Annotated in this window: 7 protein-coding genes; 4 read left to right on the top strand and 3 right to left on the bottom strand. The window is 73.6% G+C overall.

Translation table 11 applies throughout. The features are described from left to right. Nucleotides 1-73: 73 nt before the first annotated feature. From F7Q99_RS29290 to F7Q99_RS29275, 4 genes are all read left to right on the top strand, one after another. The gene (locus F7Q99_RS29290) at nucleotides 74-7,216 is read left to right on the top strand and encodes a WXG100-like domain-containing protein (protein ID WP_153466947.1); all 7,143 of its coding nucleotides are present in this window, start codon (nucleotides 74-76) and stop codon (nucleotides 7,214-7,216) included. Between the two features lie 106 nt (nucleotides 7,217-7,322). Further along, complete coding sequence (locus tag F7Q99_RS29285) at nucleotides 7,323-8,078, top strand: helix-turn-helix domain-containing protein (protein WP_153466946.1); 756 nt, start codon at nucleotides 7,323-7,325, stop codon at nucleotides 8,076-8,078. Between the two features lie 64 nt (nucleotides 8,079-8,142). Beyond that, complete coding sequence (locus F7Q99_RS29280) at nucleotides 8,143-8,826, top strand: hemerythrin domain-containing protein (RefSeq protein WP_153466945.1); 684 nt, start codon at nucleotides 8,143-8,145, stop codon at nucleotides 8,824-8,826. Nucleotides 8,827-8,891: 65 nt separating this feature from the next. After that, nucleotides 8,892-9,806 carry a TIGR03619 family F420-dependent LLM class oxidoreductase gene (locus F7Q99_RS29275; protein WP_153466944.1) on the top strand — a complete coding sequence of 305 codons (915 nt, stop codon included), beginning with the start codon at nucleotides 8,892-8,894 and terminating at the stop codon, nucleotides 9,804-9,806. A gap of 9 nt (nucleotides 9,807-9,815) precedes the next feature. Here the strand turns inward: F7Q99_RS29275 and F7Q99_RS29270 are convergent, their stop codons facing one another. The 3 genes from F7Q99_RS29270 to F7Q99_RS29260 form a co-directional block, all read right to left on the bottom strand. After that, nucleotides 9,816-13,301, bottom strand: a complete 3,486-nt coding sequence (locus F7Q99_RS29270) for a BTAD domain-containing putative transcriptional regulator (protein ID WP_153466943.1) — start codon at nucleotides 13,299-13,301, stop codon at nucleotides 9,816-9,818. 349 nt (nucleotides 13,302-13,650) lie between these two features. Next, nucleotides 13,651-14,460 carry a hypothetical protein gene (locus F7Q99_RS29265; protein ID WP_153466942.1) on the bottom strand — a complete coding sequence of 270 codons (810 nt, stop codon included), beginning with the start codon at nucleotides 14,458-14,460 and terminating at the stop codon, nucleotides 13,651-13,653. Nucleotides 14,461-14,585: 125 nt separating this feature from the next. Next, nucleotides 14,586-18,380 (bottom strand): RICIN domain-containing protein, encoded by a 3,795-nt coding sequence (locus F7Q99_RS29260; RefSeq protein WP_153466941.1) that lies wholly within the window; start codon nucleotides 18,378-18,380, stop codon nucleotides 14,586-14,588. Nucleotides 18,381-18,605 lie beyond the last annotated feature (225 nt).

Genomic DNA, 18,605 nt, shown 5'->3' with positions numbered 1-18,605 from the left:
GTGCCGCCGGGGCCGGCCGGCCCCGCATCCCTGTGACCGCCGACGAAGAACCCGACGAAGAACACGGTGCCGAATGAGCGTCGAGATGCCCCCCGCCCTCGCCTGGGTCTCCAAGCTGGCCGTCGGCCAGTCCTGGCCCAAGGGTGACGAGGACAGGCTGCGGAAGCTGGGCTCCGCCTGGGACGACGCGGCGCAGGAACTGCGGGGCATCAGCGAGGGGATGGGGTCGTCGGCCAACGGCGTCCTGGAGAGCATCAGCGGGCAGGTGGCCGAGGAGTTCCGGGCGTTCGTGACCCAGCTGGAGTCCGCCCTCCCGGAGATGGCGGAGTCCTCGAAGCAGCTGGGCAAGCTCGGCCGGCACACCGGGGTCCAGATCGAGTACTCGAAGTACATGATCCTCGGCCAACTCGTGCTGCTGGCCGGGCAGATCGCGCAGTGGGCGTTCTTCGCGCCCGAGGTGCTCCCGGCCGCGATCACTTCGGCGCGGGCGGCGGTCAAGAAGATCCTGCGGCGCCTGCTGATCTCGGTCGCCGCGGGTGTGGCGCTCAACCTGGGCCTGGACGCCGCCGTGCAGACCATCCAACTCCTCAAGGGCGACCGGACGCAGTGGAGCGTCGACAACACCGTCTCCGCCGCGGTCTCCGGGGCGATCGGCGGCGCCGTCGGCGGGGTCTTCTTCGGCGTCGGCGGCGTGGTCGTGCCCCGGTTCGCAAACTCGCTGATCGGCAAGGGCGTGTTCGGCGCGGCCACCGGGGTGACCACCGCGGGGATCATGCTGGGCGCCTTCGGCGGCGAGGAACTCCTCGGGGCGTCCGTCCTGGCGGGTGCCGTGGGCGCGGTCGGCGGCGGCGGCCGGCGGCGGTTCGGCGGTAAGGGCGAGAAGGTCGACGTGGACCCGGTCGACGTCGACCTGCCGGACAAGCCGGTACTCGACCTGCCGGAGGCCGGGCCGCCGGAGCGGGCCGACGCCCCGGTGCCGGTGGTGGGCGGGTCCGGACCGGGCGGTACCGGTGGTGCGGGCGGCCGGGGTGCGTCCGGCCCGGCGGCCACGGTCGCCGACGACCGTCCCCGGACCTCCGGCGGCCCCGGACGCGACCACGCCGGTGGTCCGCCGGGCGTAGTAACCGGGCGGGCCGCCGCAGTCCTGCCGGGTTTCGGGCCGGCCACCGCCGACATCGGCCGGGCCGGCGGCCATGGCGCTGCCGGGACGACGACCCGGGGTGCGGGTACCGGCGGAGCGGCGGCCGTTCGGCAGGGCGCGGTCGGCGCGGCTACGTCCGCGGGATCCGGCCGCGGGCAGGGCGGTACGGGCGGGGCAGCCGTGCGCGCCTCCGGGCCGCAGGCCGGCGGCGGTCGGGCGGCCGAGGGCGCGTCGTCCGGCGGGCACGCGGGGCCGGCCGTGCGGACGGTGGCCGGCCCCGCCTCCGCTACCACGACGGCGGGTGGCCCCGGGACGGGCACGCCCGCCGGTGGCGCCGTGAGCGCGGGCCGGACGCCCACCGGTGCACCGGAGATCCGCACCGAGGGCTCGCGGGGCGTGGCGTCCGGCGCCTCGGCGGCCGAGGCCCCGTCCGTGCAGGCCGGCCGCCCGGCTCCGGCCGGCGGCAGGCCCGTCACCTCCGGCGGTCCGTCCGCCCCGGGCGCCGCTGCGGGCGGTCCCGCGCGGCCCGCCGCCGGGCCCTCCGCCGCGGAGGGCCCGCGCCCGGGGGACGGACCGGCCACCCGGACGGAGAGCGCCGGCGGACCGGCCGCCGCGCGGGCGGAGTCGACCCCGCGCCCCGCGACCGCGACCGCGGCGGCGACGGCCGGCTCCGGCCCGGAGGCGGGCGTCGGGCGCGCCGCCGGTCCGCGGCCGGTTGCCGAGGAAGGCCCGGGCGTCGGGCCCGCCACCGCGGACCCGCGTCCCCCGGGGTCCCGCCCGCCGGTCCCGCCGGCCCGGCTCGACCCCACGCCGCGCTTCGTCGTCCGTTCCGGCTTCGAGGCGCGCCGGGTCGCCCACGAGGGGAGGACGGTCACCGACCTGACGGTCCGGATCGCCTTCCGGGGCGGCGGCTCCGGACACGACCTCGCCGCGATCTGGCGCAGGGTGACCGAGGGCGTCGAGGAGCACTACAACCGGCCCGGCTACCGGCTCGCCAACGGGGACCGGCTGCACGTCACCGTCCTGCGCGCCGACCCGGGCGAGTCGGCGCACCTGACGGTCGACCTCGTCGGCCGCGACCGGGGCATGGACCAGCGGTCCTGGTGGCCGGACGCCGAACCGGTCGACTACGCCCACGAGGTGGGCCACCAGCTCGGCCTGCGGGACGAATACCGCACCAAGGACCTGCCGCACCGCCCCGACGGCGCCGGCAGCCTGCTCGGCGACTACCGTGCCCCGGCCGCCGGAGGCCTGCGGCAGGCGGGTCTGCGCGAGCGGCACCTCCAGCTGATCTCCGCCGCGGTCGGCGACCTGGCGGCCCCGCCCGCCGGCCCGCACCACCCGAGCTGGGACCGGGCGCGGGCCGCCGCCACACCCCACGACCGCGGCACCGCCTGGGTGGACCCGGTCTCCGACCCGCTCAAGCGGCAGGGTAGCGGGCCCAGGCTGCACCCCGTCGGCGCGCCGGCGGTCGCCCCGCGTACGCACACCACCCCGACCGGTTCGCACGGCACGCCCGGCGGAACCGCCGCCGGACCCGGGCACACCGGCGCTGCCGCAGTCGGCGGCGCCCAGCCGGCACCGCCCGACACCTCCGAAAACTCGCTAATCATGCAGCCGGGTTACGCGTCCGGCGACCAGTTCGGAATCTGCGTCTCGCTCCTGCACGACCCCGGCCTGCACGTCCTGATCGCGCGCGGACCGGCGTTCGGCACACCCGGCCACGACCCCGTCCAGGACAAGTCCCGGGCGATCGCCGACTTCTACCGCTCCAGCGGGATCGACGACAGCCGGATCCTCTTCGTCGACGTGCCGGGGATGGAGAAGCACGGCGTCTGGCAGGCCCTGAAGGCCGAGGCCGGGCGGATCGCGCAGCAGGACTGGGGGATCCGCAAGGCCTACCGCGACATGTACCAGGTCAAGGAGATCTGGGGGGTCACCGACGGCACCGGCTACGTGAGCGAGGTCTTCTCCCAGGAGCTGCGGGGCACCGTACGGACCGCCTGGGGTCTGACGGACGCCCACGACGGCCGGATCGTCGACTGGCTGGCCGGCCGCGGGATCCACCTGCCCGCCGGGCAGGGCCGGGTCCTGGTGCTCTGGTCCCGCTTCACCGGCAAGGCCACCCAGTGGAACGACCTCCGCAGCCGGATGGAGCACGACACCAGCTTCCAGGGCATCCGGCAGATCGTGCGCGACGTCGCCGGCTCCTACGACGCGGTCATCATCACCGGCGACCCGCATCCGAACCCGGCGAAGAGCGACAAGTGGGACGACCTCGTGATGCAGCTGCGCACCGAGCTGCGGACCGACACCATCCACCACATCACCGGCTTCTGGAAGGGCGGTTCGCCGGAGCTCACCTCCTGGGGCGGCGACACCCGCACGGGCCAGTTCCTGCTCTACGACCACCTCGACCGCCACCACCAGCTCGACCACCTCGGCTTCCGCTCCGGGAACCTGGAAGCCGTCGCGCTGATCGGCCACCGGGTCTCCTACCTGGAGGAGGAGGGCGCGAGCGGCGCGGCCCGGATGGAGCAGTGGCACGACAAGCGACACGGCTTCACCCGGAAGGGCGGCCTGGCGCCGGGCTACGAGCGCGTCATCGTCCCCGACCCCCCGACGGCGTCCGGCCGGTACTCCAAGCAGTTCGACGTGGACGGCTACATGAAGGGCGGCCGGGCCTACGAACCGCCGGACGAGCACGCCTGGTGGCGCAAGCCGGTCGAGGTGTACGGACACGAGCGCGGCTTCGGTCTCGACGGACTCGACTCCATCCGCCACCAGTTGGGGCTTCCGGCGGTCGACCGGGACCACGGCGCCGCCGCCTTCTTCACCGACCGGATCCAGCACGTGGCACGCAAGTACGAGACGCTGCGCAACGCCGTCGTCACCTACGGGGGCGACAGCCAGTACCTGGCCCCGTACGACGCGTACTTCAGGACGCCGCCCGAGCAGTTCCAGGGCGGGCCCGAGCAGCTGTACCGGGCCATCGTCCACGGCGGCCTGCCCGCCCTGCCCCGGCTCTGGGAGTACTACCGCGGCCTCGTCGTGCAGTCGTACCTCCGCACAGCGGGCGCGCAGGGCGCGTTCGACCCGCAGGGGGGTGCTTCCCAGGGTGCGCACGGCGCGGCGGGCGGTCACGGCGCGACGGGGTCCGGTGAGCTCCCGCCGCAGGCACCGCAGACCGACGGGTCCGGGCGGACGGACGGTGCGGCACGTACGGACGGTGCGGTGCGGGAGGACTCCGCGACGCGGCAGGACACCGTCGCGCCGGCCGCCGCCCGGGAGCTCTACGGCATCCCGGAGAAGAACTTCGGCAAGTTCCGGCGGCTCGCGCAGGAGCGGCGCCTGGTGATCGACGTCCGGCCGACCAACACCGACGCCCCCAAGTGGCTCGACCAGGGGATGCTGCCCAAGCCCAAGGACATCAAGGCCAAGACCATCAACGAGCTGGACGTCCACCTGGGCGCGAACCGTGAACACGTCGGCCTGGTCGGCTACTTCGAGCCGGTGCCGCCCTCGCACGAGGGCCTCGACGCGACGACCCGGGCGCGCCTCGACGCGCGGTACCGCCAGCGCGCGCACGAGTTCGCCGAACTGGCCCCGGTCATCGACCGGTTGACCGCGGAGGGCCGGTTCCGGGTGGAGAACGGGCTGGTGCTCGGTCAGGACGGGCGCGGCGAGTGGCGGGCCATCACCGGCGACCACGACGTCTTCGACATCTCCAGCCCGGGCGGCTCCCGGCTCACGCCGAACCGGTACGGCAGCGTGGTCGAGGAGATGATGGCCAACGACATGGCGGTCATGCACGGCGCGCACAGCTACTGGGAGCCGCAGTCGCCGTTCAGCAAGGGCATCTTCGACAAGATCAACGCGTCGCACCTGCCGGGCGGCGAGCCGCTGCTCCGCTTCCGTCCCGACGCCGACCGGGCCGACCTCGTCCACGCCGTCGAACGGCCGGGACGGCCGGAGGGCCCAGCTTCCGCCGGCCAGCCGGGGGCCGAAGGTCCGTCGGCGCACCCGGGGCGGTCGGCGGCCCCGCCGCACCCAGTGCCGGACGCGCTCCCGTCCGCCGGCCCGGAGTCGCCGCCGTCCGCCGTCCCGCCCGCGCACGACCACGCCTCTTCACCAGGCCCCGCGCCCGCCCAGCGGCGTGCCTTCGCCTTCACCGAGGGATCGACCGAGCCGGCCGGGGCCGAGTCCGCCCGGGTCGACGCCTTCGCCGCCGCGCTGGCCCGCGACGTGGCCGAGCGCGCGGCCGCCGGGCTGCCGCTGCCTCGGCTCACGGTCACCGGCCACGGCAACGGGACGGTCGCCGGCATCCCGCACTTCGGCCGGGCGATGGCGATCGGCCGGGAACGGGCCGAGGCCGTCGCCGCCGCCCTCGTCCGGCGGCTCGACACCCACCTGGCCGACCGCCACCCCGGGCCGACGGCGGCCGACCTGGAGATCACCGTGCGCTCCCGGGGGCAGGAGCCGCCCGACGGCGAGGACGCCGGCCGCGCCACCGGGCAGACCCTCCGTCAGGTCGTCGTGACCGTGGAGCACCCGACCGCCGCCGCCGACCGGTACGCCGGGGAGGTCGCCCCCCGCGCCCCCGCCGCGGATCCGCACACCCCGACCGAGGGCACCAGTACGGCCGCCGGCGGCCACGGCACCCACGTCATCGGCGGCCACGGCACCCCCGCCGCCGGTTCGCACCCCCCGGCCGAGGGCAGCGGTACGGCTGCCGGCGGGCACGGCACCCCCGCCGCCGGTTCGCACCCCCCGGCCGAGGGCAGCGGTACGGCTGCCGGCGGGCACGGCGCCCCCGCCGCCGGTCCGCACCCCCCGGCCGAGGGCAGCGGCACCGCCGCCGACCGGAACGCCACTCTTGCCGCCGACCGGGCCGCCGCGTGGAACCTCTCCCGGGAGGACCACGACAACCTGAAGGCCGCCATCCGGCACGGAGTCGACGAGGAGACCCAGACGTACCTGTTCAACAACGGCCCCCGCCCCGAGCACGCCGCCACCGCCATCGGCGAGCACCCCTCCTGGGTCGACGAGCGGGCGCTCGGCCGCTGGGCCGTCGGGCTCAAGCTCACGCCCAAGTACGAGACCACGGTCGCCCTCAACCGGCTGACCGCGGCGGGCGACGGGCCGCAAGGGCGCTCGCTGCTCTACCTCGGCGCCAACTCCGACATCGAGCACCCGCTCTTCACCACCCGTGCCACCGAGATGACCCTGGTCGGGGTCGATCCGAAGGGCCTCAACGCGAAGACCCGCGCGGCCCACCTGGAGGAGGTCGTCGAAGCGCTGGAGCGCTCGCTGGGTTCCTACGCCGGGCCGGGCCACACCGTCGCCACGGTCAAGAAGGTCGAGGGCGTGGTGGCCACGATCACCGTCGAGGGCCCGGGCGGGCCGGTGCTCACCGTCGACTACCACGCGCTGACGTACGACGAGTACCTCGAAGCCCACCCCGGCGAGCGGTTCGACGTGGTGATGGACAAGGACTCCTGGCTGCTGGACTGGCGGCCGGAGCAGGCCGCCGCGGAGGCCGTCACCGGTCTGCTCGCCGACGGCGGCACGTGGGTCGGCGGCACCGCCCTGGGGCCGTCCGTCGAGGCCGGCTTCACCCGCACCCCGAACGACCGCCTCGGCCTGGCGGGAACCAAGTGGAGCGGCTACCAGGACCTGTACGTGCGCACCCCCTCCGGCCGTGCGGTAGCCGAAGCCACCCGCCTCGACGACCTGCTCTCCTCGGTCGCCAAGGTCACCGAGACCCGCTTCAAGTTCCGTGACTTCACCTTCGACGAGGACAGGTACCGGGAGATGCTGGCGGCGGATCTCGAGTACGTGCTGCCCTTCCACGAGTACTTCAACAGCTCCGACGCCGCCCAGAACACCGCGAGCGCGATCGAGCTGCTCCCCGGCGTCGCGGAGCACCTCGCCGCCGAGATCGCCTCGTTCGCCGGGCGGAGCGGCGACTTCGGTGCCCGGCGCATCCTGGCCGACCTGGCGCGGCTGCTCGAACTCGACCCCGCCCTGGTGCTGCCCCCGGACGGGGCGGAGGGAGGGGGCGCTGCCGAGTGACCCGCCCGGAACCTCCCCCGTGCGGGTACGCCCGGCCGGCGGCCGGCCATGTCCGGTCGCCTTTCGCTGCGCCCGTCCGCACCGGCGGGGCGCCTAGGCTGGGGCCGTGATCGAGCTCCCCGGCTTCGCCGTCCTGTTGGCCCGTCTGCTGGACCACCGGGGCCTGGCGCCCGCCGACCTGGCCCGGCGGGCGGAGGCCGCCGAGCCCGAGGTGGCCGCGGTCCTCGCCGGCGCCGCGCCCGAACCCGCGCTGCTGCGCCGGCTCGCGCCCGCCCTCGGCCTGGACCCCGCCGACCTCTTCGAGTTCGCCGCCTTCCCGCTGCCGGAGGACCTCGCCCCGGCCGGTGGCATGGCCACCACCTCGATCACCGGTGTGGTGCGGCTCGCCCTCGCGCTGCCGCCCGCGTCCCGGGCCGAACTCCGCGCCGGCGTCGCCGGGCTGCCGTCCGCGAAGAACCGCGGGCGGATCGAGGGCCTGCCCGCCGCCCTGCCGGACCGGCACACGCCGGGGAACCTGCTGATGCGGATGGTCGCCACCCGCAACCTCGGCTGGAACGGCACCGCGAAGGTCGTCCAGCTGCTGACCGGCCGGTCCCGGATGGCCACCGTCTACGGTCGGATCGCCTCCGGCGAGGCCGAGTTGACCCCGGAGCTGGTCGCCGACCTCGCCACCGTCCTGGCCCTGCCCGCGGCGGACCTCGCCGCGGTCCTCGGCCTCCCGGTGCCGGCGGACGCCCCGGCCGCCCCGGCGCCGGGCGAGGCCGTCACCGACGCCGCCCTGCTGCTCCGGGACCTCCGGCGGCTGGGCGTCGAGCAGTTGCGCGAGGCCGAGGACCTCGCCCGGGTCCTGCCGCCGGCCTGAGACGGGCGCATCGCGGCAAGTCGGGTGCAAGTGCCCTGCAACCGGGCTCCGAAGACTGGGTGTCATGACTTCGAGCAACTCCTCCGATGCCACCGTCCACCACTACACCCGCGAAATGGCGATGATCCACCAGGTGTTCCGCCGCGAGTCGCGCCTGCTGGCCGAACTCGTCCAGGAGGTGCGCCCCGGCGACACCGAGCGTTCCCGGATCCTCGCCGAGCACTGGCGGCAGTACGCGGTCGGCCTGCACGCCCACCACACAGGCGAGGACGAGATGCTCTGGCCGGTGTTGCTGCCCCACCTGGACCTCGACGCCGAGCAGGTCCTGGCGATGGAGGCACAGCACCACGGGCTCAGCGACGGGATCGAGGAGGTCCGGGGGCTCGTGGAGCGGTGGGAGTCCCGTGCCCTGGCCGAGGACCGCGACGAGCTCGTCGCGGCCCTGCACCGGCACCACCGCCAGCTGTGCGCCCACCTCGACGAGGAGGAGCGGCAGGTCATGCCGCTGGTCGCGCTCCACGTGAACGAGAAGCAGTGGCAGGCGGTGGGGGAGCGGGGCCTCGCCGAGACGCCCAAGAACCGGCTGATGATCGCCCTGGGCGCCATCCTGGAGGACACCTCGCCCGAGGAGCGCCGGGAGTTCCTCACCCGGCTGCCCCTGCCGGCCCGGGTGCTGTGGCGGCTCTTCGGGCAGCGGCAGTACCGCCGCGAGACCGACCGGATCCGCGGCCGGCGCACCGCCGCCTGATGGGCCGTCCCCGTCCCACCCCCTCCCGTCCCACCCCCGCCGTCCCGACCGAGGAACTCCCACCGATGCGCATCGGATTCTCCGTCCCCCAGTTCGGCCCGTTCGCCGACCCCGACCGCAGCGCCGCGATGTGCACGGCGCTGGAAGCACTGGACTGCCACAGCCTCTGGGTGGGCGACCGGCTCCTGTCGCCGCTCACGCCCCCCGACGGCTACGCCAGCGGGGGGCCGATGCCCGTCCGGTACGGCACCCACCTCGACCCGCTGCTCGCCCTGGGCCTGGCGGCCTCGGTCACGGAACGGGTGCGGCTGGGCAGCAGCACGCTCAACGCCCTGTGGCAGCCGCCCCTGGTGCTCGCCCGGGCGCTGACCACCCTCGACCTGATCAGCCGAGGGCGGCTGGAGGTGGGCATCGGGCTGGGCTGGATGCGGGAGGAGTACCAGGCCACCGGGGTGCCCTGGCAGGGCCGCGGCGCCCGGCTGGAGGAGACCCTCGATGTCCTGGACGCCGTGTGGTGCGGTGATCCGGTCGTCCACACCGGCCGGCTGTGGACGATCCCCGAGTCGACCGTGCTCCCCAAACCCCTCCAGGGCCCGAGGCCGCCGATCCTGCTGGGCGGCTTCACCCCGCCCGCCCTGGAGCGGGTCGGCAGGCGGGCGGACGGCTGGCTCGCCGCCTCGATGCCGGTGCCCTACCTCGACGGTCTCTGGGCGGTCGCCGCCGAGGCCGCCGAGCGGGCGGGGCGGGACCCGGCGGGCCTGCGCCGGGTGTTCCGGGTGAACCCCGAAGTCACCACGGTGGAGGCGGATCCCTCGGAGATCCACCACCGTGGGACGGTGCGCCAGATCTGCGACCACCTCAGGGTGATGTGCGGGTCGGCGACGGACGAGGTGCTGGTGGACCTTCAGCTGACGACCGATTCGCCCGAGGAGTTCCTCGACCTGGCCGCGGCCTTCATGGCCGAACTGACCGGACCGTGACAGTTGCCGCTACGCGGGTGCCGGCGGCAGCCCGTCCAAGGCCGTCCGGGCGGCGTCCGCCCACAGCGGGGAGTCCCAGGCGGCCGCCACCCGCGCGGCTTCGAGGTAGTGGCACCGGGCCCGGTCGGGGCGGTCCAGGAACCGGGCGAGGTCGCCCAGGGTCTGCGCGACGGGCCGGAAGACGATGCTGAGGCTGCTCGCCCCGCCCGGGGAGGACTCCAGGGGGAGCAGGTCCCGGTAGACCTCGGCGGCCGCCTCCCGGTCCTCCAGGGCGATGGCGGCCGCGCCGCGCAGCCCGGTCAGGATGAGGAAGGCGAAGTCACGCCGGAGCGGCGCGCGCCGGCCGAACACCTCCCGGGCCTCGTCGGGCCGGCCGGCGGCCAGCAGCGCGAGAGCGGTGAGGGACTCGTTGACCGGCTGGTACTGCTCCCACACCGCGAGCAGCATCGGCAGCACCTCGGCCAGCCGGCCCTGCTGCAGCCGGATGCACCCGACGGCCAGCGCCGCCAGCCCGTCGAGGTCCACCGCTCCCCGGGCGCGCAGCTCCGCCACCCCCGCCCCCAGCGCCTGCTCGGCCTCGTCGAAACGACCCCGGGCCATGGCGAGCATGGGATCGCGCAGCCTCGCGACCGCGAACGCGCCCTGGAGCTCGTAGGTGCGGGCGATCCCGTCCGCCTGGACCAGGCACCGTTCCATCTCGGCCGGGTCGTTGTGGGCGGCGGCGATCCGGGCGGCGATGTAGGACGTCATCCAGGCGTACTCGGGGCTGTCCTGGGAGGCGGCCACCTCGGCCAGTTCCCGGTGGAGTTCCGCGTAGGCGGCGGGTTCGAGTTCGCCGTCGACCCGGCGCAGCAGCGAGGTGAGCGTCAGGCCCCACAGCCGGGGCTCGCCCACCCTGCGGGCGAGTTCCACGGCCTCGCGGGAGACGGCCACGGCGTTGGGGTCGATGTCGTCGAGCGCGTCGGCCAGCTGGTCGAGGAGCAGGCACCGCTGCCGGTCGGATGCCGCCGGGCTCTCCAACAGCGTCCTGAGCTCCTCGACGGCCTCGGTGTCGAAGCTCGCGTAGGCGCGCACGCGCCAGGGCGTCGGTTCGGTCCACGTCGTGTAGGCGGCGGCCAGCAGGTCGTCCCGGCCCTCGGCACGGGCCACCCGGACGGCCTGCTGCTGTGCCTCGCGGGCCGGCACCACGGCCCCCATCCGGACCCGGCAGTCCACCAGCTGTCCCAGCAGCGACACCTGCAACAGGGCGGCGTCCTGGTCGGCGAAGGCGGCCGGGTGGTCGGCGAGGAGGCCGAGGGCCGAGGTCAGCAGGGCCTCGGCGTTGCGGGGGGCGTAGCGGCGCACCGCCTGCTCGCACGCCAGCCGGGCGTGGTGGACCGCGGGCCCGGCGTCGGCGGTCACCACCGCAGCCGCCTGCAGGAGGTGGTGGGCCGTGGCGGCGACGTCGTCCGAGCCGAGCGCGATCAGGCTCCGGCCCAGGCGGGAATGCATCCGTGCCAGGCGCAGCCGGGTGAGGTCGTCCTCCAGGGCGTCCCGCACGAGGGCGTGGGTGAAGCGGACCGTACCCGGACGGGGCTCGGTGAGCAGCCCGGCGGTGACACCCGCGTCCAGGGCGTCGAGCAGCTGCTCGGCATCGCAGTCCGCGGCGTGGACCAGGAGGGCCACCGCGGCCTCGCGTCCGGCCACGGCCGCCAGCCGCAACCCGGCCGTGACGGTCGGCGCGAGCAGGGCCAGCCGCCGCCGCAGGACGTCCTGGACCCCCTGCGGCACGCGGGCCAGCGCCTGCTGCTCGCCCTCACCGGCCATCAGCAGCGAACTCTCGTGCAGGTAGAAGGGGTTGCCCCCGGCCCGTTCGGCCAGCGCCGCCGCGGCGTGCTCGCTCATGCCGGCCGCGCCGCGCCGCAGCAGCTCCTTCGCCTGGGCGTCCGACAGTCCGCCGATCGCCAGCCGGACGGGCGAGCAGGCGGCCAGGCGGGCCAGCGCCCCGGTCAGGTCGCCCTCGCCGGTGCGGTACGAGCCCACCAGGAGCAGCGGGACGTCCCGCAACTGCTCGGCGCAGAGCAGGAACAGCTCGATGCTCTCCTGATCGCCCCGGTGCAGGTCGTCCAGCACGATCGCCAGGGGCCGCCGCCCGGCCGTCTCACGGAGCCAGCCCAGCAGCGCCCGGTGCAGGCGGAAGCGCCGGGCGGGGCTGCCGTCCGGCTGCTCGGCGTCGCTCGTGGTGCCCGGCGCCAGCAGCGGGGCGAGCTCATCGGCGTACGGGCCGGGCGGCGAGGCCTGCGCCAGGGTCGGCAGCATGTCGAACCAGGCCCGGCCGGGCGGGGCGCCGTCGGTCTCCGGGCAGTTCCCGGTGCCGACCAGCCAGCCCTGGTGCGGCAGTTGGCGAATGGCGGCCTCCAGGAGGCTCGACTTGCCGATGCCGGCCTCGCCGGTGACCAGGACCACCTGGGCCCGGCCGCCCCGGGACCGGTCCGCCGCGGCCGCGAGCCGGGACAGCTCCTCGTCGCGGCCCAGGAGCCGACCGGGCGTGAGCACCGTGGGCGTCCGGCGGTCGACCGTCACCACCGGAGCGCGCATCGCCTCGGCGGGCGCTTCGGTCGTCCGAGCCGCGGCGGGTGTCCCGGTCGCCCGGTGGAGCACGTCCAGGCGCTGGTGCAGCAGGGCCTGTTCCAGTTCCAGCAGCGCGGGCCCGGGTTCGACGCCGAGTTCCTCGTCGAGGACGTGGCGGGCCCGGCGCAGTGCGGCCAGGGCCTCCCCCTGGCGGTCCCGGGCCCACAGGGCCAGGGCCAGCAGCCGCCAGCCCTCCTCGTGCAACGGCTGCTCCCGGGTCAGCGTGCCCGCGTCGTCGAGGGCCTGCGCGACCTGCCCGCAGCCCAGCCGAGCCGCGGCCAGCCGTTCGCGGGCGGTGCGGTGCACCTCCTCCAGCCGAGCGCGTTCACCGGCCGTCCACGGCTCGTCGGAGAACTCCGCGTACGGCTGCCCACCCCAGGAGGCGAGCGCCTCGGCCAGGCCCTCGGCGGCGATCCGGGCGGGCAACCCTGCCTCCGAACACGCCGCCACCCGGCTCTCGAACACCCAGGCGTCCACCGCGTCCTGCTCGACGGCGAGGGCATAGCCGTACGGCGCGCTGACCAGCAGCCGCGCGGGCGTGCGCGGTGCCCGTTCCGGTTCGAGGACGCGCCGCAGACGCGCGATGTAGGCCTGGAGCGATCCCTGCGCACTCGACGGGACACGCGTCGGCCACAGTCGCTCGATGATCCGCTCCGTGGGTACGACGGCCCCACGGGCGAGCAGCAGTTGGACCAGCACCATACGGGCGAGCCGACCACCGGTGTCGACCGGGCGGCCGTCGACCTCGACCCGGAACGAGCCGAGCACCTTCCATACGATCATGACGAGGACATCATAGGAGGACGGGACGTCGGCCACGGACGGCAGGACGTGCTGCTCCTGTGCCGCGTCGGGCCCGGCCGCCACGTGGTGATGCCAAGTCATGTCCGCGAGCCCCACATGAGGATCCAGGCGAGGACACGCCCGCTCCCTGATGCACCAAATCACATGCGGTCAGCATGGCTGGACTTGAGTGGATGCGTTCCAGGTGCGCTGGAGGCAGTGGACCCTTTGGTCGATGAACGCCACCCTGAAGATTCAGATGATCTCCGCAATTGAGTGTGATGCATGTCATGCGTCTGTATCGAACCGCTCGGCCCCTCGGGTCCGGGCGGGCTCCTTGACGGTCAGCCCAGCCAGTCTTCGGCGGGGTGCCGTCGCAGCAGGTGGTCGGCCTCCGGGCGGGCCCGCCGGCCGCCTTGCACGGGGCAGGCGCCCAACGGGCCCACCCTTCTCAGGCTCCGGCGCTCTTCTTCAGGGCTGCCAGGTCGATGATTTGGTCGGCAGGCGGGAGGGCGGCGTCCAGCGGGGTGCCGTAGTCGGCGAAGTCCATGGCCACGTCCTGCTCCTTGGACTCGACGCGCACTGGGCGCGCCGGGGTCTCGGTGGAGACGTGCCCGGTGAACCCACCCTCGTCATGGGTGATCGCGAGGATCTCGACGACCTTAACGCCGTTGACGGTCGTGGTGCCGCTGTTGACGACCTGGTTGGCGCGGGTGCCGTCGCCGAAGACGGGGATGCTCTTGCGGTCGCACACCTGGGTGACGGTGGTCATCGCGTCGCCGGGGACGAGGCGCAGCCAGCGGTCCTTGCCGAGTTCGGCCGCTGCGGGGCCGGTGAGTTTGGCGAGGGCCTGGGCGTCGGGCTTGACGAGGGTCTGTCCCGAGGTGCGCAGCACCTGCGTGGTTCCCTGACCGGCGGTGGTGAAGGATCCCTTGCAGTTGCCCTGGGTGTCGGTCTGCACGGTGAAGTCGGTCTTCTGTCCGTCGGTGGTGAGGTGTCCGGTGATCTTCACCGTCGGGGCCTTGAGGAAGTCCTGCTGGGCACGTTCGAGGATGATGACGCCGGTCATCGACTCGAGTCGTTCGGTGGGGCTGGGGGAGGCGGAGGCGGCGGTGCCGGCAACGTGGCTGTCGACCTTGTCGGGGCCGCAGGCGGCGACCGATGCCAGAGCGAGGGCTGCGGCGGTTGCAGCGAGGGCCCTCTTGGTGGTGACGCTGGTGCTGCGCCGCTGGTCGGCGGGGTGCTCAGGGGTGGTGTTCACGGGTTCCCATGGGTGTGTACGGGGTGGTGGTGTCGGCGTGGGGCGGGGCTTCGCGACGGGTGCCGGAGCCCCGCCCCTGCGCTTGCGTGTCGGGTCAGTTCACGGTGTTGGTGCGGCGTGGCCGATCAGGGGGCGTGCGGTTCGTAGTTCAGGGTCCATTGCTGGTTGGCCTGGAGGCTGGGGCAGTCCCAGATGTCGAGGCGGGTGCCCTGGGCGGTGGACCAGCCGGGCAGTTCGAGGCAGCGTCCGCCGGGGTTGTCCGGGGTGACGGTGGCGGGGAGGTAGATGCGGCCGTCGGCGCGGACGGACCACTTCTGGCCGGTGTTGCCGATGCACCTCGACAGGACGAGGCGGGCGCCGTTGCCGAGGGCGTTGTCCTTGGTGGAGACGCACCAGCTGCCGGCGCGGATGGTGCCGTCGGTGGCGAAGTTGAACCGCTGGTTGATGGTCTGCCAGCAGGCGTAGGCGGCGATCTCGGTGCCTTCGTTGGGGCCGCCGATGGCGTCGGCGCACAGCCAGTTCACGAGGTTGGGGTGGACGGTGACGCTGGAGTCGGCGTAGCCGGCGAAGTTCCAGTGGTCGAAGGCCTCGACCTTGCCCTTGACCCCGGTGCTGCTCTTGCCGGGGAAGATGGCGATCGCGTTGGTCCTGTCGATCACCCAGAGGTCGACGGTGCCGTCGTTGTTGAGGTCGCCGGCGCCGATGCGGGGGTAGTCGGCCGCGGGCAGGGCCTGGCCGACGGCCAGCTTGATCCCTTGGCCGGGCTTGGTGAGCGCGGTGTAGTCCACGGTTCCGTCGGCCTTCCAGCCGAGCGGGTAGGCGAAGACGTCGCCGGTGGTGCGGTTCCGTGCCCAGAGGGTGGTCTGGTAGGTCGGGTCGGTGGCGCCGGGGAGGGTGGTGGCGCCGTTGGCGGCGCCGGGGTTGATGAGATCGAGGTCGGCCCAGCTGCCCGAGGTGGCGGGGATGAGCGTGGCGGCGTCGAGGCTGTCGACCTGGCCGTTGGGCTGGAAGAGGTAGAGGTTGTTGTTCTCCAGGGTGAGGATGGAGGTCTGGGTCATGATGACCTTGCGGTCGGGGTTGTTCGGCTCGCCGCCGATGGCCTCGCCGTCGGGTGTGCCGAGGGCGATGGCCTGGGAGACGTCGCTCCAGTTCTTGCCGTTGTAGCCGGGGCACGGGGCGCCGGTGCCGTAGGTGGTGCACGCGGGCCGGTTGAGGGCGATCGGCATAAGGGTGTCGTAGCGGCCTGTGCCGCTGTTGGGGATCAGGTAGAGAGCCTCCCGCAGCTTCGAGGTCGTGTCCTTGTTGTAGTGGGCGATGATCTCGTCCACGGCCTGGCCGACGGCGAAGGTGCCGTGGTGGCTGACCTGGAAGTCGGACCACGTCGCGCCGTAGTCGCGGTTGCCGGGCGCGGCGGCCGCGGGGGCGGCGAGGGACGTGGTGGGGTCGCTGGTGCCGCCGATGATCCGCAGGTCGCCGTTCTTGTCGACGGTGACGACGTCGGGCTTCTGGTCGTTGTCGACGTCGCCGAACAGGGGCTGGGTGCCGGGCTTCCAGGGGACGTAGAAGTTGTAGACGGCCGGCTGGCTGTAGTTCCCGGCGTTGTCCATGGCCTGGGCGTAAAGGGTGTTGGTGCCCCAGTCCTTGGGCTTGTACTTGTAGGGCTGGCCGGCGGGCATGGTGCCGCTCTGTCCGCACTTCCAGCCGGTGACCGGAGTCGAATCCGTGCTCACCCGGACGCAGGCGACGCCGGACGCCTGGAGTCCCTGGCCGGGGGCCGGGTCGTCGGCGTTGATGACGAAGGTGCCCTCGTCGTTCATGTACTTGGCGGGGTTGGGGTTCGGGGTGCCGGACGGCGGGAAGTCGTTGGAGCTGATGCTGACGCGGGGGTTGGTCTTGTCGACGCGGAAGTAGCACCACGCGCTCATCGGCGAGGTGAGGAGGCCGTCGGAGGATGCGGCGTACCAGCCGTACTGGTGGCCGTCACTCAGTGAGCCGACCGACAGGTTGTAGCCGGGGTTGTTGTAGCTGCCGAGCCAACCGCCGTCCTTCACACTGAAGTTGGGGTCGTTGTCGTCCCACATGTGGAAGCCGGTGTAGAGGGGCTGGCCGCTGGGTGAGTAGCTGTTGGCGGTGAGGTAGACGTTCTGGTTGCTGCCGATCCAGCCGGGGTTGTCCCAGGGGTTGGCGCCGCCGCTGGTGCACCGGGTGGTGGTGCCGTTGCCGGCGAAGCCGGGGGCGGGGGTGGTGTGGGGGTCCCAGATGGTGGGGGTGATGTCGTAGGTGGTGGTGACGCTGGGGTTGTTGGCGATGTAGTGGCGGTATTCCTTGGTCCACTCGGTGTCGCTGGGGGCGATGCCGATGGTCCAGGTGGCCCACTTGCCGGCGGCCGCCTGCTTCATGATGTCGGTGACCTCGACGGCCATGGGGCCGGTGCCGGTGATGGGCTGGCCGCCGACGTACGTGCAGCCCCCCATGATCTGGTTGCCGTTGTCGTTGCACGGCTGCTGGTACCAGTTGGTGTCGCCGTTGATGGCGGTGGGGGCCCAGTAGACGCCGAGGTTGGTGGCGGTGCTGGGGCTGGAGGCGCCGGTGACCTGGGCGTTGAGGATGGAGGTGAAGAGCGTGGGTGGCACCTGGGCGCCGGCGACCTGGGTGTAGATGGCGGGGTTGACGCCGAACTGGAAGTAGGCGCGCTGGCGGCCGAAAGTGCCGCAGTCCTCGCTGGGGTCGGAGCTGTGGTAGCCGCAGAAACCGGTGGCGAGGTTGGACTTCGCGTTGAAGTTCTTCGCGTCCTTGTGGTTCTCCTGCACCTCGACGGAGCTCTGCGTGTAGCTCGTGACGGCCGTGAGGGTCGGGTCCAGATACCAGGGGCCGGTACCCGAGCCCAGCGCCTTCGGGTCCGGGGTGAGCTCGATGGCGTCGCCCGTGGCCTTGCTGCCGATCCGGGCGACGTTCGCTCCGTCGCCCGGGGCCTCGGCCGTGGACAGGGTCCCTTCGACCGGTGCAGGGTCGGCGGCCGGCGCCGCGGTCAGCGCCGCACGCGCGAACGACCTGGAGGCGGCGGCGGGCGCGGCTGCGCCGGGCTTGGAGGAGTCCCACTGCAGGGGTGAGGGGGAACGGAACCGCAGAGCGCCCTTGTCATCCTTGACATCGATGCGTCCCTGGTCGTCCGAGGAGACGGTGAGCCCCTGGGCGGTGAGGGGGAAGTGCAGGGTCTTCAGAGCGGGGTTGGCGGCGGCCGCGGGTGTGCGGACGACGATCACGTCCCGCCAGCCGCCGACAGGAAGTGCCGTCAGTTGCAGGTCGACGTCGGGCAAAACGTTCCGGTAGGTGGCCGTCGCCCCGTTCAACGACGGCTTCGGCAGCGCGAAGGGGGCACCGACGGAGAGCTTCTTCCCATCACCAGTGGTCACGGTGGCCATCGGCCCGTTCCCGCCGCCGGAGAACGTGAGGGCGGTGCTCGCAACCGTAGGGCTGACTGTGCCGTCGGCGTTGGGCCGCAAGGTGGAGTCGATGTCGGCCCACACGCCGTCGCGCTTGATGCGCACGGGCTGGGCGTTGTCGGTAGTCGACAGTGTGCCGTTCGGGTTGGCCACGGTCTTCGAGGCCGAGTCGGTCATCGCGTCGACCACGACCGGCTTGCCCGTGGACTTGGCCTTGGCGATCGCGTCGAGTATCGCCTGCTGCACGGGAGTTCGGGGTGGTGCCGGCATCGACGGGACGATCGGCCTCACTCCGCCCACAGGTCCGTGGGTCGGGGTCGCCGGAGTTGGGCTGCCGTCGGCTGCGAGGGCCGTCGGCGCGGTGAGCAGGGCGAGGCTCAAGGCGCAGCCGGTGCCGAGAGCGGTCAGGGCGAGCGCGCGTTTGCGTATGGATGGTGGCGGTGGAGTGTCCATGATTGTGCGCGGCGTGGTGGACATGCTGCTTGTGTGATTCCCTCCCGGTCGGCTGCCCCCGTGATGGGGGGCGTTCGGGTGGGAACGATGCGGTCTGATCTACGGTCGGGTCAAACCCGTTGCCGACTTGCGTGGACATGTCCGGAAAGCCGCGGACAGCGAGGTCAAGAGTTTATAAAAATCTCATATGCAGTGTTCGAACGATCTGGCGGCGTGTCGGTGAGCTCACATATCGTCACCTCGATCATG

The organism is Streptomyces kaniharaensis (genome assembly GCF_009569385.1).
GTDB classification, from domain to species: Bacteria; Actinomycetota; Actinomycetes; order Streptomycetales; family Streptomycetaceae; genus Kitasatospora; species Kitasatospora kaniharaensis.
The sequence above is the reverse complement of the archived record's forward strand: the minus strand, read 5'-3'. Positions and strand labels throughout refer to the sequence as shown.

What these genes read in the sequence shown, in the direction of transcription:
- F7Q99_RS29290 (WP_153466947.1), top strand. Translation starts at nt 74, where the DNA reads ATGAGCGTCGAGATGCCCCCCGCCCTCGCCTGGGTCTCCAAGCTGGCC.
- F7Q99_RS29280 (WP_153466945.1), top strand. Translation starts at nt 8,143, where the DNA reads ATGACTTCGAGCAACTCCTCCGATGCCACCGTCCACCACTACACCCGC.
- F7Q99_RS29275 (WP_153466944.1), top strand. Translation starts at nt 8,892, where the DNA reads ATGCGCATCGGATTCTCCGTCCCCCAGTTCGGCCCGTTCGCCGACCCC.
- F7Q99_RS29270 (WP_153466943.1), bottom strand. Translation starts at nt 13,301, where the DNA reads ATGACTTGGCATCACCACGTGGCGGCCGGGCCCGACGCGGCACAGGAG.
- F7Q99_RS29260 (WP_153466941.1), bottom strand. Translation starts at nt 18,380, where the DNA reads ATGTCCACCACGCCGCGCACAATCATGGACACTCCACCGCCACCATCC.